Raw genomic sequence first — 16,100 nt, forward strand, 5'->3', positions numbered from 1 at the left:
TTTTCTATAAGATAACATATAAGCAAATGTGAATACATAAAATCTTATAATAGAAAGAACGACTAATAACCAACCCTTTCTATATATAAAAGAGCTGTCTATTTTAGCAGCTCTTTTTTTTGTTTCTAGTTTTAAAGAGAGTACCACCTATAATTAGTAAATTTGCACAACAATTAAGGCAGGCATTTATGGTAGCAATTCTTATAGTGGAAGACGATATAGCATTTGCTACAATGCTAAAAACCTTTTTAGATAAAAAAGGGTTCAATGCAACTGCGGTTTTCTCTGCTACAGAAGCCCTAAAATTAATAGGAGCGCAAAAGTTTGATTTGATCTTAACAGATATGAGATTGCCAGACAAAGATGGTCTTGAGATCTTAAAAGAAGCTAAATCTAAAGATGCTTCTACGCAAGTAATTGTTATGACAAATTACGCCGAGATCAATATGGCTGTAAAAGCCATGAAAGATGGAGCTTTTGATTATGTTTCTAAGCCCTTTCAACCAGAAACAATTCTACAAACTATCAATAATGCTTTGAATCAAAGATCTGCAGATCAGGAAATAGCTCCAAGTGCTCCAAGGAATAAATCTCCTAAAAAATCTAAGGAAAGAATAGAGGAGCAGTCTATAGAATTTATAAAGAGTGTAAGTGATGCTGCAACAAAACTTAATGATTATATAGACCTGGTGGCGCCAACAAATATGTCTGTGCTAATAATGGGTGAAAGTGGTACCGGAAAAGAACAGGTAGCAAAGACCATTCATGATAAAAGCAAGCGCCAGGGAAAACCATTTATTGCGGTAGATTGTGGTGCTATTCCAAAGGAGATTGCATCAAGCGAATTTTTCGGACATTTAAAAGGATCTTTTACTGGAGCAATTCAAGATAAAACTGGTCATTTTGAGGCTGCCAATGGAGGCACCTTGTTTTTAGATGAAATTGGAAATCTTGGATATGAACTACAAGTACAATTATTAAGAGCTCTTCAAGAAAGAAAGATAAAACCTGTTGGAGGTAATACAGAGATTAAAGTAGATATTAGAGTTGTTACTGCTACCAATGAAGATCTTTCTCAAGCGGTTAAGGAAGGTAATTTTAGAGAAGACCTTTACCATAGATTAAATGAATTTACCATAAAGGTGCCGGCTCTGCGAGAGCGCACAGAAGATCTTATACTTTTTGCAGAGTATTTTTTAGATGAAGCTAATATAGAATTAGAAAAAGAAGTATTGGGCTTTAGTGAAGATACCTTAGAAGCCTTCCAGCGATACGCTTGGCCTGGAAACCTGCGAGAGCTAAAGAACACAGTTAAAAGAGCTGTGCTTCTTACTAAAAGCAACGAGATTCCATTACAGGTGCTGCCGCATGAAATTGCTACAGCTACAAAGGAGAAAGAAACTTATAGCTTATTTAAAAGCAAGAATGAAGAAACTTTAATCTTGGAAGCATTAGAAAAGTCTAATGGGAACAAAAGTAAGGCTGCAAGAATTTTATCCATAGATAGAAAAACGCTTTACAATAAGTTAAAGCAATATGATATTAAGTTGTAGTAATCTCTTTTTGAAGCTCTTTCAGGAGCACCTCTACATCTAATAACACCTTTTTTATAAAAGATATCTCCAAAACATTCTTTTTCTTATGTTCTAGATCTGTCAATTTAATAACGATCTCATCTGCATGAAGTTGTTTAAACATAGGTAACATTCTATGTGATATTTGGGCCACACGTTCCCAATTAGCAACCTCCGCTTCTTTTAAGATCTCTTCTAAATTTAGCTTAGTGCTATCTATAAAGGCATTTAAGATAGTATTTAAAGCAATTGGATCGTCCCCCGCAAATTGGGATATTTCTGATAGAGAATAGCGAGGGTTTAAATTATCATCGCCTTTCTTTAAAACAGACGCCTCATTTTTTAGTTCTATCTTAAAAATTTCCCCAATATTAAGTAGCAGATCATTAGGTCTATATGGTTTTAAAATATTACAAGTAAAACCAGCTTCAATATATCTGTTTTGATTAACATCTGTTCTGCCAGATGCTGCAATTACAGGAATGCCTGCAATATTCTTATCTTCTTTAATAGCTGCTAAAAGTTCAAAGCCATCCATTTCTGGCATTTGTATGTCTGTGAGTACAAGATCATAATGCGCTGTCTTCAATAATCTAAGCGCTTCTTTTCCATTTATGGCTGTGTCACACACCATTCCCTTTGCTTTTATCAATTCTTTTGTAAGTGCTAATTGAGAAGATTCATCATCTACTACCAATACGCGTTTACCATTAAGGTCTACTTCCTCTAATATCGCAGGTTCTAATCCTGGCGAGGTGTTGGTAAGTTTAGTTACAGGGATTCTTATAATAAACTCACTTCCTTTTCCAGGGCTACTTGTAAGTTCTATATTCCCCTTTAATAAAGATGTTATTTGTTTTGTTATTGCTAAGCCTAATCCGGTACCTCCATACTTCTTTTCTATTGCGGCATGCTCTTGTGAAAATTCTTCAAAAATGTCTTCTTGTTTGGCTTTTGAAATTCCAATTCCGGTGTCTTTAATAGATATTATTAAAATATGACTGTCTTCAATCTCTTTTTGAAGTGAGAGCGAGGCGGTAATTTCTCCACTTTCTGTAAACTTATAAGCATTGGTTAAAAGATTGGAAAGAATTTGTTTCAATCTAAAAGGGTCGCTTAATACTTCGCAATCACTATTCTCTGAAGTCACAACGCTGTATTTGAGATTTTTAATGGCAGGATCTGGAAGGGTATTATAAAATGTTTCTTCTAATAAGTTCTTTGGGTTGAACCTTATCTTCTCTACCAACATTTTACCTGCTTCTAACTTAGAAAGGTCTAGAAGATCATTCACTAAGTGTAAAATGTATTCTGAAGATTTTTTAAGATGAGAAAGATAATGTTCTTGTTTATTGTTCAATCCAGATTTCTCCATAAGATCTGTATAGCCAATAACAGTATTTAATGGAGATCTTAGATCGTGAGTTATGGTAGCCATAAATTGTTCTCTTCTTTTCATAAGAGATTCTGTAAAAATTTTGGCTTCTTCTAATTCTAATCTATAACGCTGACTTTTAGATACATCTTTTAAGATAAGTACTAGAAAGAATAATATCAATAAAATAAAGGCGATTCCCACTGCTATTATTATGGTAGAGATCTCATTAAGCATTAATTGAGATGTTTGTACCTTATCTAACGAAGCGCCTCTTTCTTCTAATTCTATGGCAGATAATAAACTTCTTAGTTGTTGATTTAAGGTGACATCATTAGTTAAGAGCTCATTCTCTTTTTTGTTGATCACTGCTTTAAAAGCATTGTTTTGCTGCTCTAATTCATTTAAAACCTTCTTAACAGATGCAACCAGAGAGTCTGCGCTTAGGCTTGAGGAAGATTCATTGTTTTCAGTCTTAGAAAACTCTATCAATCTTATTAGAACTCTTCTTTGATGAGGCTCCAGATTGGCAAACCTCGTATCGTAATCTGGCTCATTAAAAGATGGATCTACTTTTTGCAACTCGTTGATCACCTCCTTGTAATAACTGGTGTTCTGGTTACGAGATCTAAGTTTAAGTAATTCTTCTAGGTTATCACTTTTTTTGGAGAGAAGGATGGAAATACTATCCATTTCTACCTTCATTGTAGAATCTGCATACGTGCTTCTTAGCGTTTGTATGCTGTTTTGAATATTCTTGATCTGTGTTTTGTACCTATTAAGATCTAAGGTATCTCCAGATTGAATAAACTGCTTTCCTATATTTTCTGTTTGATATAACTCTGTTGCAATTTCGCTTACCAGAACCAGTTGTTGGTTGTTGAGATTATTGGATTGATTTAGTTTTGAAAATCTAACAACCTGAGAATAAATGAACCATACGGCGAGACCGGCTAATGCTGCTAATAGAATATAGCCAACAATTACCTTAAAAGTTATAGACCTCTTTGTGTTCTTCATTCTGAAATTATTCACAAAATTACGGCAATTATGTCAAAACAGTAGAATTATAGTTTTATTCTGAAAAATCCTTATTACCTTTGACCCACATCTCAAAGGGGTGCCAATTCTTAATTTAAGAGGAGGCTGAGATTATACCCAACGAACCTGGGCAGGTAATGCTGCCAAGGGACAATAACAAAGCCAAGTTGGCTTTAATAAATGTGTATAGTACTCCCTAATAGATCGCTCGAGAGATTTATATAGGGTTTTTTTATGCACAATTTTTACTAACATAAATCAAAATGAATAATCGCCCCTTTTATTCGTAAACCATAATTACGAATGAAAAAAATAATTTTTGTTGCAGCCTTGATCTTAATCTCTATTCAGGCTTTTTCACAAGATTACATCTTAAAAGGAAAGATCACAGCTAATAATAAAGCTATAGAAGGTGTTTCTGTAATGGCTTTAGGAGAAAATGTTGGGACTCAAACAGATGCTCAGGGAAATTACTCGATCTCCCTAAAAGAAGGAAGTTATACCTTCTTATTTACTTACGGAAATAGCAGAACTGTAGAAGTTTTGCTCGATAAGAATACAACTATAGATGTAGATCTTTCTAAAGCTGCAGAGGTTTTAGATGAGGTTTTCCTTTCTGCATTAAGAGTGAATGCTCAATCTCCAATAACCTACAGCAATTTAAGCAATGAAGAAATAGAAGATCGTAATCTAGGTCAGGATATACCAGTGTTAATGAGCTATATGCCTAACGTAGTAACAACTTCTGATGCTGGTGCCGGTGTAGGTTATACAGGGATTAGAGTTCGTGGTAGCGATGCCACCAGAGTAAATGTTACAATTAATGGGGTTCCCTATAATGATTCAGAAAGTCAGGGTACATTTTGGGTTAATTTACCAGATTTTGCATCTTCTGTAGAGAATATTCAATTGCAACGAGGCGTGGGAACATCAACAAATGGAGCGGGGGCTTTTGGAGCCAGCTTAAATATCCTTACAGATGGTTATAGTACCGCTGCCAATGCAGAAACCTCTCATAGCTTCGGGTCTTATAACACCCGAAAGCATACGGTAAAATTTAGTACAGGGTTAATAAATGATCATTGGGAAATTGCGGGCCGAGCTTCTCAAATTAAAAGTGACGGTTATATAGATCGAGCCAGTTCAGATCTTAAATCTTATTTTTTGCAAGCAGCTTACGTTAATAATAATACATTGATAAAAGCCTTGATGTTTGGAGGTACAGAAAAAACCTATCAGGCTTGGTATGGAATAGATGGTGAGACCTTAAGCTCTAATAGAACCTTTAATCCTGCAGGAGCATACACCAGTAATGGAGAGGACATGTTTTATGATAATCAAACTGATAATTATCAGCAAGATCATTATCAATTGCTATGGAATCAAAAATTTGATCCTAATTGGTCTTCCAATTTCGCTTTACATTATACCAAAGGAAAAGGTTATTATGAAGAATTTAATGAAGATGCCAGTTTAAATGAATTCGGACTTCAGAATTTTATGGCAGATGGTATGGAAATTACAACTTCAGATCTTGTAGGAAGAAAATGGTTAGACAATGATTTTTATGGAGCTTCTTTCAATTTAAATTATCAAAATAGCAAGCTAGATTTAGATCTTGGAGGAGGTTTAAATAGATATGAAGGAGATCATTTTGGAGATGTTATCTACACAAGATTTGCTAAGAATGGAGAACCAAGTGAACATTATTATTTTAATGATGCGGTTAAAACTGATTTCAATATCTACTCAAAGGCAAATTTTGCAATTACAGAGAAACTTGCTGCTTACGTAGATCTTCAAATTAGAACTATAGATTATGAAACCGATGGGTTATTAGATGGTCAGACTAGTTTTAATGTAGATGATAATTTTAGCTTTTTTAATCCAAAAGCGGGGTTAACTTATCAGCTAAATGATATCAATCAATTCTATTTCTCTTATGCAAGAGCTAATAGAGAGCCTAGTAGAGCAGATTATGAAAATGGGAATCCGGAATCAGAAGGCCTAAATGATTTTGAACTGGGTTGGAGATATAAAGCTCCAAAAGTGCAGATAAATACGAATGTCTATCTAATGGATTATCAAAATCAATTAGTGCTTACTGGCGGAATTGATGATGAAGGGGCATTTGTTAGAGAGAATAGCGGTAACAGTTATAGATTAGGTTTGGAGGTAGATGCTAGTATTCAGATCTCAGATAAGTTTAAAATTAGACCTAACTTTTCTGTTAGCAGAAATAAAAATGTAGATTTCGTTTCAAATTTTAATGGAGAATTGAACAATTTTGGAGATACAGATATTTCCTATTCTCCAGAAATAGTAGCAGGTAATATTTTAAGCTATACTCCAATAAATAATCTGCAATTTAGTTTGCTCTCTAAATATGTTGGAGATCAGTACATGAGTAATATTGAGGCTAAGAACTCTAAGTTAGATTCTTATTTTGTGAATGATCTAAATGTACAATACACCATCGGCCAACTTTCAGTTTTTAAAGAGGTTACTTTTACAGTTTTGGTAAATAATATCTTAAATGAGAAATATGTATCTAATGGATACTATTATACATATGATGTTGAGAATCCGGATCTTCCAAGTGGAGTTCAAACCTTTGATGGAGCTGGATATTATCCGCAGGCTACTACTAATTTCTTAGCTGGAATTACACTAAAATTTTAGGTTATATTAAAACCTTCCGGTTAATACATCAGCTGGAAGGTTTTTAATTGTAAATTTCTAAAGTGTTGCCATTCTTTCTAACCCTGTAAGACTTTAAAGCGTATTGACCTTCTCCCTGAGTGATCTCTCCGGTTAGAATATTGTACTCATTTCCATCTCCACAATTACATGTAGCCAGCAATCCCTGTACAGTTAATCTAGAGCAGTTTGAAACAGAATGATTTGGATCTGTAAGTTCAAATGCTAGATATTGAGTGTTATTTATATTGTAGACAACCACACCATTAAGTCCGTAATTATAGGTTACATAACTATTGCCGGGAAAGTTCAAACTATTATACTCGGGTAGGCTTAAATTAATATTTAAGTTGAAGTTGGTATCTACAAGAAAAGGATTGTTATTACTGTTATTATCTGACGTGCTACAGGATAAAAGCAAGCTTATCAATAGGGCTGAAAATAGAATTTTTTTAATCATTATAAGGTTTCTGTCTCTCGACAATTTTATTGGTTTCAATGTTTAAATTTATTATATTTGTTTAGATAAATCCCGTCGCGCATGGGATTTTTTGTATTTATTAGCTAGATGAAGGTTAAATATTAAAGAATTCAATCTATATAGATAAATCCGGCACTTTAGCCTTGGAATAGATTTATTTAAAATCACTAAACATATATTGATAAATTATGGAAGAGGTAATGTTACCTAACTTCTATAATTATTAAACGATAACATTATGAGCAAAGTATCTTATTATACACCTGAAGGCTTAAAAAAGCTAAGAGATGAGCTTAATTTATTAAGAGATGTAGAAAGACCAAAGGCTTCTCAGGCAATTGCAGAGGCTAGAGATAAAGGAGATTTAAGTGAGAATGCAGAATATGATGCAGCAAAAGAAGCTCAGGGTTTATTAGAACTAAGGATCTCCAAGATGGAAGAAGTTGTTTCTAATGCCAGAATTATAGATGAATCTCAATTAGATACTTCTAAGGTTTTGGTACACTCTTTAGTGAAAATCAGGAATCTCTCTAATAAAATGGAAGTAAAATATAAGTTGGTAGCTCAAAGCGAAGCAGACCTTAAAACCGGGAAGATCTCTGTAGATTCTCCAATTGGTAAAGGATTGTTAGGTAAAAAAGTTGGAGATACTGCAGAAATAAGCGTTCCTAATGGAACCATGACTTTTGAAATAATAGAGATCACCAGAGAGTAATCTCTTTATCACTATTGAAATAAATCCTTTTCAATTTTATATGAAAAGGATTTTTTATTTTCTATGAAGAGCTAGCCTATCAAGCTTATTAAAGAAGATGGTATGAGTTCTCTTTTTAGAAAGTATTTTTATCTTTATTAAAAAAATAGACATGTCTACAATATTCACAAAGATCATTAATGGGGAGATTCCTTCTTATAAAGTTGCAGAAACAGATAAATTTCTAGCTTTCTTAGATGTAAATCCGAATGCGAAAGGACATACCCTTTGTATTCCAAAGAAAGAGGTGAACAAGATATTTGATCTTGACAAGGATACCTATTCAGAATTAATGGAATTCTCTAGGCAAGTTGCTATAGGCTTGGAAAAAACTGTGTCTTGCAAAAGAGTTGGGATGGCGGTAATTGGTCTGGAAGTTCCTCATGTACACGTACACCTTATCCCTTTAAATAAAATGACCGAGATGGACTTCAGTCATAAAGTTACTTTATCTTCAGAAGAGATGGATGAGCTTGCAGATGCTATTAAAGGGAATATATAATGGATGACCTTTCCTTATACAAGCTTAGCTTAGAAATACGAATAGATTGGAGCGATTTGGATATGTACAAGCATGTTAATAATCTCACCTTTCTAAGGTTTATGCAATCTGGTAGAGTTAAATTTTGGGAAGCTACAGGGCTTTCTAGTATGTTTGAAACTACTAACAAAGGGCCTATGCTGGTAAGTAGTCATTGCGATTTTCAAAAATCACTGTATTATCCGGGGAAAGCAATTATAAAGACTAGGTTAGATTATATAAAGAACTCTAGTTTTGGAGTAGAACATTTAATCTTAAATGAAGATCTCGAAATATGTGCGCGTGGAAAAGATGTAGCGGTATGTTTTGATTTTAATAAGAATGAAACCTATAGAATTCCAGATGATCTTCGGGAAATAATGTCTAAATATTAATTATGCGATCTTTTTGAGCGCAATTTGAAAGGTTGTTCCTTTATTAATCTCGCTGCTAAAAACCTTTATTTTACCTAAATGATATTCTTCTATGATACGTTTAGCTAAAGAGAGACCTAGGCCCCAGCCTCGTTTTTTGGATGTATAGCCCGGTTCAAAGATCATTTTATATTTACTTTTAGGAATACCTTTACCAGTATCTTTCACATAGATATAGACCCAATGTAGGTCTTGCTTTATCTCTATTTTTAAAGCACCCTTTCCGCGCATGGCATCTATGGCATTCTTAACTAAATTCTCTATGGTCCAGCTGTATAAAGATTCATTTAGGTTTACATAAATAGGAGAATGTGGGGTACTTATTTGAAAATCAATCAATCTGGAACTTCTTATTTGTAAGTAGATAAAACTATCTTTTGTAGCTTGGACCATCTCAGTTCTGGAGAGAATTGGTGCAGATCCTATCTTAGAAAATCTTTCTGTAATTGTTCTTAATCTATCTACATCTTTTTCAATTTCGTCTATATACTCCTTATTAATTTTTTCTGCTTTCAAAATTTCTGTCCATCCAATTAATGAAGAGAGGGGTGTACCAATCTGGTGTGCAGTTTCTTTTGCCATTCCGGCCCATAGCTTGTTCTGTTCGCTGGTTTTTGAAGTAGTGTAGAAAAAATAAACTACCCCTATAAATAAGAAGATAATGAGGAGCAAGGCAATAGGATAATATTTGATCTTGGTAAGCAATGGAGAATCTCCGTAATAAATACGATGAATTCTATTGGCTCCAAGTACCATTTCTATAGGTTCGTTCTCATCTTTTAGTTGATTGAGATATTGCTGTATTTTCTTAGGATCATCTCTAACTTCAGAATCTATATTAAGTCCGTCTATGATCTTCTCATTTTCATCCACCCAAATTGTAGGAATGCTCGTGTTATTATTTAAGATGTGTAGCGTTAGGTCTATGTCTGTATCATCACTTGCTTTATCTAGAAAAGCCTGAGCAGCGGTCCACACTTCCATTTTGTCTCGTTCATCTTGCTTTAGACGTTCAAAGAAAATAGACGTGTTCCATAAAATTAGAACCACTATAAGTAAAGATGAAACAATGATGAACCAACGGGCTAGGTTTCGTTCGTCTGAAAAATTCATGAAGCCAATTTAAGTAGATTTAAATATAACTTATTTCTGTTAATATTATTGTTGGAGTGGCGTTTTTCATTACTGACTTGATTCGTTATCTTTGTGAAAAATTGTAAGATGTTAACAGTAGATCCTAAAGAAATAAGTACCGGGCAAAGGCATCAATATCTATTAGGTGCAGTGGGTCCCAGGCCTATCGCATTTGCAAGTACCGTAGATGAAGAGGGAAGACCTAATTTATCACCTTTCAGTTTCTTTAATGTATTTAGTGCAAATCCACCAATTTTGATATTTTCTCCGGCTAGAAGGGGAAGAGATAATACCGTAAAACACACTTTTTTAAATTCAAAGGCCACCAAAGAAGTTGTTATTAATATTGTGAACTACAAGATGGTTCAGCAAATGTCTCTTTCCAGTACAGAATATGCAGAAGGAGTAAATGAATTTGAAAAAGCTGGATTTACCATGTTAAAGTCAAACTTAGTTAAACCTTTCAGGGTGGCAGAGTCTCCGGTGCAATTTGAATGTAAGATCACAGAAGTTGTAGAATTAGGGCAAGAAGGAGGAGCAGGAAACTTAGTGATCTGTGAAGTGGTTAAAATGCATTTTGATGAAGAGATTTTAGATGAAAACGGTCAAATAGATCAGCATAAAATAGATCTTGTTGCAAGAATGGGTGGTAATTGGTATTCAAGAGCTAACGAGGGAATGTTTGAGGTACCTAAACCTTTATCTACACTAGGAATTGGAGTAGATGAAATTCCTGAGTATATTAGAACAAGTAAAGTTCTTACCGGAAATGATCTTGGTAAACTTGGGAATGTTGAGGCATTGCCAAAGGAAGAAGAATGTGCTGCTTTTTTAAATGAAAATGACGAAATTGCCAAATTAGTGAATGCTGGTGATGCTGAAAAGATTCACTTACAGGCACAATTATATTTAGAGAAAGACGAACCGGCAAAGGCCTGGAAATTATTATTAGCAAATAGATAACGAAATGGAAGTACAAGGTAAGATTAAAATGATAGGACAAACCCAAACATTTGGTAGTAATGGGTTTAGAAAGAGAGAAGTAGTAGTTACTACAGAAGAACAATATCCACAGCATATAATGGTTGAATTTGTTCAAGATAAAACGGATTTATTAGATAGTTTCCAAATTGGGCAGCCTGTAAAAATAGGAGTGAATTTGAGAGGACGAGAGTGGGTTAATCCTCAAGGAGAGACTAAATATTTTAACTCTATTCAAGGTTGGAGAATTGAGAATTTACAAGCGGGAGCTCCTGCAGGAAATTCTGCTCCTCCAGCAGATCAATTTGAACCGGCACAAGATCTCAACGATGAAGATTATGACGATCTTCCTTTTTAATTAGATAGTCTATTAATGTCACGTTGAGCGGAGTCGAGGTGTTTTTATAAATCCTTCGATCCCGAAAGTTTTGGGGACGCTCAGAAAGACATGATATGAAAACTAGTTAAACTTTAAAAATAAATTAGTTGATAAGCTGTTTTAAAGATCTGAGCTATTTTAGATCTTTGAAACAGCTTTTTTAATTTTAATACTATCATTTTGAAAACTCCAGAAGATCCTAATTATTTTCCTCCGGTAGAAATGGCTACAGAAGATGGCTTGCTTGCTTATGGGGGAGATCTCTCTGTAGAAAGGCTTTTATATGCATATAAGCACGGAATCTTTCCTTGGTATGAAGATGGGCAGCCAATACTATGGTGGAGCCCAGATCCACGAATGGTATTATATCCTGAAAAGTTGAAGATCTCGAAAAGCATGAAGCAATTGCTTAATAACAATGCATTTAGGATATCATTTAATGTAGATTTTAAAACAGTAATTGAAAATTGTGCAAGTATAAAACGAGATGGGCAAAATGGTACATGGATTACTTCGGAAATGCAAGATGCTTATATGAAATTGCATGAGCTTGGAATTGCCCAATCTGTAGAGGTTTGGCTAGATGAAGAACTGGTGGGAGGTCTTTATGGAATATACCTCAGGGACAAGAATGTGTTTTGTGGAGAAAGTATGTTCGCAAAAGTGAGTAATGCTTCAAAATTTGCTTTTATTAAAATGATAGAAAAATTAAGAATTGCCGGAGTAAAGCTTATAGATTGCCAGATATATACTTCGCATCTTGAAAGTCTTGGCGCAGAAGAGATCTCTAGAGAAGAATTTCTAAAGTTTCTAAGGTAGTTACAGTCAGTTAAATTTATGTTTATAAGCTAATGCTAACTTCGCTAATTAGGAACAGCTCAGATTTCGGGTTTCTTAAATAGCTGTTATATCTAAATTCCGGACCCAGAGAGAATTTTGCCCTTTCAAAAAAGTTATTTTGAAGACCTACTCTCCAACGCTGACCCAATTCTGTGCCTTCAAACTTACCATAACTCCATACACTTTCTGTATCTGCAACTAAATAGAATTGTTTAGAATCTTTTAACGGCTTTCCTATTGGGAATATAAAGCTTAATCTAAATCTAGTCCTAAAACTAAGTTCTTCTCTAAACCTTTCTTCTTGTCTTAATCTATAAGTAACATCAAATTTAGCACCTTCTACAAGATGACTGTATTGTTGAAGAAATCTAAGTTCATTAGTTTCAGTAGCTTCAAATGCTTCTTTAAATCTATACCTTATTCCAAGACTAAACTTGTTAGCTTTATCTAATTTAAAATCTACAAATTGATTGATCTCAATATGTTTTTGTCTATATAAAATATCACCTTCTTCAATAAAATAATTTCTATTGGTAAGTCCAGATTTTAATACCCATGACTTAGAGATAGGTATCACTATAGAAAATTCAGAATCTGCAAGTACAGGAATTTCATTCTGAGCTTTTAAAACAGTAAAAGTCAAAGCATGTAAGATTATAGTAAGAAAGTATTTATAATACTTAGGAACCATCATTATTTTTAATTTTTACTGCTTAGCACTCTATTTCTATAGCAATTTTCTTCATGGTCATTTACCATACCAACGGCTTGCATATAAGCATACATTACCGTAGAGCCCACGAATTTAAAGCCGCGTTTTTTGAGGTCTTTGCTTAGCAGATCACTTATTTCTGAAGTTGCAGGAGCTTTTTTGTAATTCTCAACTGTATTTTGAATAGGCTTATTCTCAACAAATTTCCAGATATAATTGCTAAAGCTTCCAAATTCATTTTGGATCTTTAAAAAAGCCTGAGCATTGGTAATAGCAGCTCTAACCTTCAATTTATTTCTAATAATGCCTGCGTTTAATAATAACTCTTGTATTTTATCTTCAGTATATTCAGCTATTTTTTTATAATCAAATTCATCAAAGGCTTCTTTAAAGTTCTCTCTTTTTCTTAAAATCGTTATCCAACTTAATCCTGCTTGAAATGTTTCTAGTATCAAGAATTCGAATAGGGTTGCGTCATCACGAACAGGAACTCCCCATTCTTTATCATGATAAGCTTCGTATAACGCATCGCCCTCACACCAACTACATCTTTTTAGATCATTCATATCAAGACTATGGTTTAAATTGGTAGGTAATGGTACCCGGTTGGGCTGTTCTGCCAGCCAACTTGCTAAAAACAGCCTGAGAAGCATATTGTAATGCCTGTTGGGTGAGACATTCATTATTAGAGGTAGAACTTGCCTTATTTATAGCAGTAGCTATAACACGCCCTCCTTCATTAACGGTAATATTCACTACAACTCTACCAGGTAGATCACAGGTGTAAATAGGGTTTGGGATATCCACAGCACTTCTACCTTTTAAAGAAAATGAAATAGAGCTATTGTCTAGACCTCCATTTTTAGCAGAAGTATTTTCTGTAGTCTGGTTGCCATCAGACCTTTTCTTTACCTCTTTCTTTTTGGGAGAATTTTGTGTTGTAAAATTACCAGATCCGCTTGTGCTTTCGTTGTCTGAAGTTTCTTGCTGTGAAGCACTATTCTTTTGAAAGATCTCATCTAGTTGTTTGCTGAAGTTAGCATCTCTAGATTCCTGATTTTCATTATATGCTTGATGTGTTTTTACTGTATTTTTTTGAGGGATCTTTGCCGGTTCTATTTCTTCCGGTTTTTTTTCTTCCGCTTGCTCAGTCTTAAAACTTTCAAGATCTATAAGCATCTCTCGAGTTTTCTCATTATTGTTGGATAGATTGAAATTATATAAACTAAGCATCAACAGCAAAAATAGCAGCGAGGTAATTATCAAAGCTTTATGTCTGTCAAAAAAATCCATAGAATTAAAACTCCTTAATACCTCGTTTATTCTAGCTTAAGGTAATAAATTTTGAAATGCTTCCAAATCTATGGAATCTTCAACCTTAAAATCTCCAATTCTAGTTCTTCTTAAAGCTGAAAGATATGCGCCAGAACCCAATGCTTTACCAAAATCGTTAGCGAGACTTCTAATATAGGTTCCTTTGCTACAAACTACTCTGAAGTCTACTTCCGGAAATCTAATTTCAGTGATCTCAAATTCGGTTATTGTTACCTTTCTTGATTTAACTTCCACGTCTTCCCCATTTCTAGCGTACTCATAAAGTCGCTTCCCATCCTTTTTTAAAGCCGAAAAAACTGGGGGTATTTGTTCTATTTCTCCAATAAAATCAAATGTTACATTGGTAATATTGTTTTCAGAAATATGATCTATAGGAAATGTTTCATCTACTTCGGTTTCCATATCGTAAGAAGGAGTAGTTGCCCCTAAAGTAAAGGTGCCGGTATATTCTTTTTCCTGACCTTGAAACTGTTCAATTCTCTTGGTAAATTTCCCAGTACAAATTACAAGTAGGCCGGTAGCTAAAGGATCTAAAGTTCCAGCGTGCCCAACTTTTATCTTTTTGATATTGCAGCTTTTTCTAATCAGCCATCTTGCCTTATTCACCAGCTGAAAGGAAGTCCAATTTAGAGGTTTGTCAAATAAAAGTATTTGTCCCTCTTTAAATTCTTCTGGAGTGATAGTTTTAGTTTGCATACCCAAATCCAATTGCAATGATTCCAACAATTAAACAATAGATAGCAAAATATGATAATTTACTATTCTTTACCAGTTTTATCATCCACGTACAGGCAACTAAACCTGCTAAAAATGCTGCAACAAACCCAATAATTAAGACAGAAGAATCTGTGCTACTTGCCGCTAGATCTCCACTTAAAACATCTTTAGCTATTTTACCTAAGATCAAAGGGACTACCATTAAAAAAGAAAATCTAGCTGCTTTTGCTTTATCATTACCCAATAATACAGAGGTGGAGATGGTTGCTCCAGATCTGGAAATTCCTGGTAATATGGCTATTGCCTGAGAAACTCCAATAACAAAAGCATTGCTAAAACTAACTTGTTTTCCGGTGCTTTTTGCTTTATCTGCCAACCACAGTAGTAGTGCAGTTATAATTAGCATAAAGCCTACTAATAGTAAATTTCCTTCAAATAATACATCCATTTCTTCCTCAAAAAGTAATCCCACCATTGCTGCTGGGATCATGGATAAAATGATCTTTAGTGAGAACTGAGTTTCCTCATTCCACTTAAATTGAAAGAGACCTTTTATGATCTCAATAATATCTTTTCTGAAGATGACAATAGTGCTTAGTGCAGTTGCAAAATGCAAAACAACAGTAAAAAGTAGAGATTCACTTGGTATGCTGTGGTCTCCTAAAATGGCTTTTCCAAGTTCTAGATGTCCACTAGAGGAAACCGGTAAAAATTCTGTAAGTCCTTGGATAATTCCCAGGACTACTGCATCAAATTCGTTCAAAGTAAATTATTTTTTATTGGGATTTAATAAAATAGCATAAGCTTCAATTCCAAATCCTATTAAAACTAAGGCAGGCGCTAATCTAATTCTTCTAAAATTGTAGATCTCCGCATTAAATACATTAGGGTCATCACTTCCACCGCCAGACATTAAAATAAAGCCCAATGCAATTACAGCTAATCCAATAAACATAAACGTGTAGTTCTTTTTGCCGAATACAAAGTTGAGATCTTGCTTATGTAAAGGTTTATTATTTTTATTCATTGATAATTTTTTAATTGTCCAAACTTGGTTACGAATACACTAATATTTTAATATGATTCGTCCATACATTAATTTATCTGCCTCAAAATTAGCCAA

General features: G+C 34.1%; 17 protein-coding genes. 8 read left to right on the top strand and 9 right to left on the bottom strand.

Annotation, left to right across the window (positions count from 1 at the left end; genetic code table 11):
* The first annotated feature begins 188 nt into the window (after positions 1-188).
* Entirely contained in the window at positions 189-1,553 is a 1,365-nt protein-coding gene (locus BLT84_RS05345) for a sigma-54-dependent transcriptional regulator (protein ID WP_091263396.1), read from the top strand.
* Here BLT84_RS05345 and BLT84_RS05350 read toward each other — a convergent pair.
* Entirely contained in the window at positions 1,543-3,969 is a 2,427-nt protein-coding gene (locus tag BLT84_RS05350) for a hybrid sensor histidine kinase/response regulator (protein WP_091263398.1), read from the bottom strand. The genes BLT84_RS05345 and BLT84_RS05350 overlap by 11 nt on opposite strands.
* 324 nt (positions 3,970-4,293) lie before the next feature.
* Here BLT84_RS05350 and BLT84_RS05355 point away from each other — a divergent pair, with 324 nt between their 5' ends.
* Positions 4,294-6,672 (top strand): TonB-dependent receptor, encoded by a 2,379-nt coding sequence (locus BLT84_RS05355; protein ID WP_091263400.1) that lies wholly within the window; start codon positions 4,294-4,296, stop codon positions 6,670-6,672.
* A gap of 43 nt (positions 6,673-6,715) precedes the next feature.
* Here the strand turns inward: BLT84_RS05355 and BLT84_RS05360 are convergent, their stop codons facing one another.
* A complete protein-coding gene (locus tag BLT84_RS05360; protein ID WP_034886926.1) occupies positions 6,716-7,150 on the bottom strand; it encodes a hypothetical protein in 435 nt (144 codons plus the stop codon).
* 259 nt (positions 7,151-7,409) lie between these two features.
* Between BLT84_RS05360 and greA the strand changes: the two genes are divergently transcribed.
* From greA to BLT84_RS05375, 3 genes are all read left to right on the top strand, one after another.
* Positions 7,410-7,886, top strand: a complete 477-nt coding sequence (gene greA / locus BLT84_RS05365) for a transcription elongation factor GreA (RefSeq protein ID WP_034886925.1) — start codon at positions 7,410-7,412, stop codon at positions 7,884-7,886.
* 151 nt (positions 7,887-8,037) lie between these two features.
* Positions 8,038-8,427 (top strand): HIT family protein, encoded by a 390-nt coding sequence (locus BLT84_RS05370; protein ID WP_091263402.1) that lies wholly within the window; start codon positions 8,038-8,040, stop codon positions 8,425-8,427.
* Entirely contained in the window at positions 8,427-8,840 is a 414-nt protein-coding gene (locus BLT84_RS05375; protein WP_091263404.1) for an acyl-CoA thioesterase, read from the top strand. The genes BLT84_RS05370 and BLT84_RS05375 overlap by 1 nt, the downstream gene beginning before the upstream one ends.
* Here the strand turns inward: BLT84_RS05375 and BLT84_RS05380 are convergent, their stop codons facing one another.
* Entirely contained in the window at positions 8,841-9,992 is a 1,152-nt protein-coding gene (locus BLT84_RS05380) for a sensor histidine kinase (protein WP_034886922.1), read from the bottom strand. It lies immediately after the preceding gene.
* 108 nt (positions 9,993-10,100) lie between these two features.
* On the opposite strand from BLT84_RS05380, the gene BLT84_RS05385 reads away from it, so the two are divergent.
* From BLT84_RS05385 to aat, 3 genes are all read left to right on the top strand, one after another.
* Positions 10,101-10,976, top strand: coding sequence for a flavin reductase family protein (locus tag BLT84_RS05385; RefSeq protein ID WP_091263406.1), 876 nt, complete (start codon positions 10,101-10,103; stop codon positions 10,974-10,976).
* 4 nt (positions 10,977-10,980) lie between these two features.
* Positions 10,981-11,352, top strand: a complete 372-nt coding sequence (locus BLT84_RS05390; RefSeq protein ID WP_091263408.1) for a DUF3127 domain-containing protein — start codon at positions 10,981-10,983, stop codon at positions 11,350-11,352.
* Positions 11,353-11,595: 243 nt separating this feature from the next.
* Entirely contained in the window at positions 11,596-12,192 is a 597-nt protein-coding gene (aat, locus tag BLT84_RS05395) for a leucyl/phenylalanyl-tRNA--protein transferase (RefSeq protein ID WP_091268038.1), read from the top strand.
* 22 nt (positions 12,193-12,214) lie between these two features.
* Here aat and BLT84_RS05400 read toward each other — a convergent pair whose 3' ends face one another.
* Genes BLT84_RS05400 through BLT84_RS05425 form a run of 6 tightly spaced genes read right to left on the bottom strand, consistent with a single transcriptional unit; the run spans position 12,215 to position 16,004 of the window.
* The gene (locus BLT84_RS05400) at positions 12,215-12,907 is read right to left on the bottom strand and encodes a DUF2490 domain-containing protein (protein ID WP_091263410.1); all 693 of its coding nucleotides are present in this window, start codon (positions 12,905-12,907) and stop codon (positions 12,215-12,217) included.
* Positions 12,908-12,912: 5 nt separating this feature from the next.
* A complete protein-coding gene (locus tag BLT84_RS05405) occupies positions 12,913-13,491 on the bottom strand; it encodes a DNA-3-methyladenine glycosylase I (RefSeq protein ID WP_091263412.1) in 579 nt (192 codons plus the stop codon).
* 7 nt (positions 13,492-13,498) lie between these two features.
* Complete coding sequence (locus tag BLT84_RS05410) at positions 13,499-14,218, bottom strand: energy transducer TonB (RefSeq protein WP_091263415.1); 720 nt, start codon at positions 14,216-14,218, stop codon at positions 13,499-13,501.
* A 36-nt stretch (positions 14,219-14,254) separates the two neighbouring features.
* Complete coding sequence (gene truB, locus BLT84_RS05415; RefSeq protein ID WP_091263417.1) at positions 14,255-14,956, bottom strand: tRNA pseudouridine(55) synthase TruB; 702 nt, start codon at positions 14,954-14,956, stop codon at positions 14,255-14,257.
* Positions 14,946-15,740, bottom strand: a complete 795-nt coding sequence (locus BLT84_RS05420) for an undecaprenyl-diphosphate phosphatase (protein ID WP_034886914.1) — start codon at positions 15,738-15,740, stop codon at positions 14,946-14,948. The genes truB and BLT84_RS05420 overlap by 11 nt, the downstream gene beginning before the upstream one ends.
* 6 nt (positions 15,741-15,746) lie before the next feature.
* Positions 15,747-16,004, bottom strand: coding sequence for a DUF3098 domain-containing protein (locus tag BLT84_RS05425; protein WP_034886912.1), 258 nt, complete (start codon positions 16,002-16,004; stop codon positions 15,747-15,749).
* Positions 16,005-16,100 lie beyond the last annotated feature (96 nt).

Source organism: Gillisia sp. Hel1_33_143 (genome assembly GCF_900104765.1).
GTDB lineage: Bacteria > Bacteroidota > Bacteroidia > Flavobacteriales > Flavobacteriaceae > Gillisia.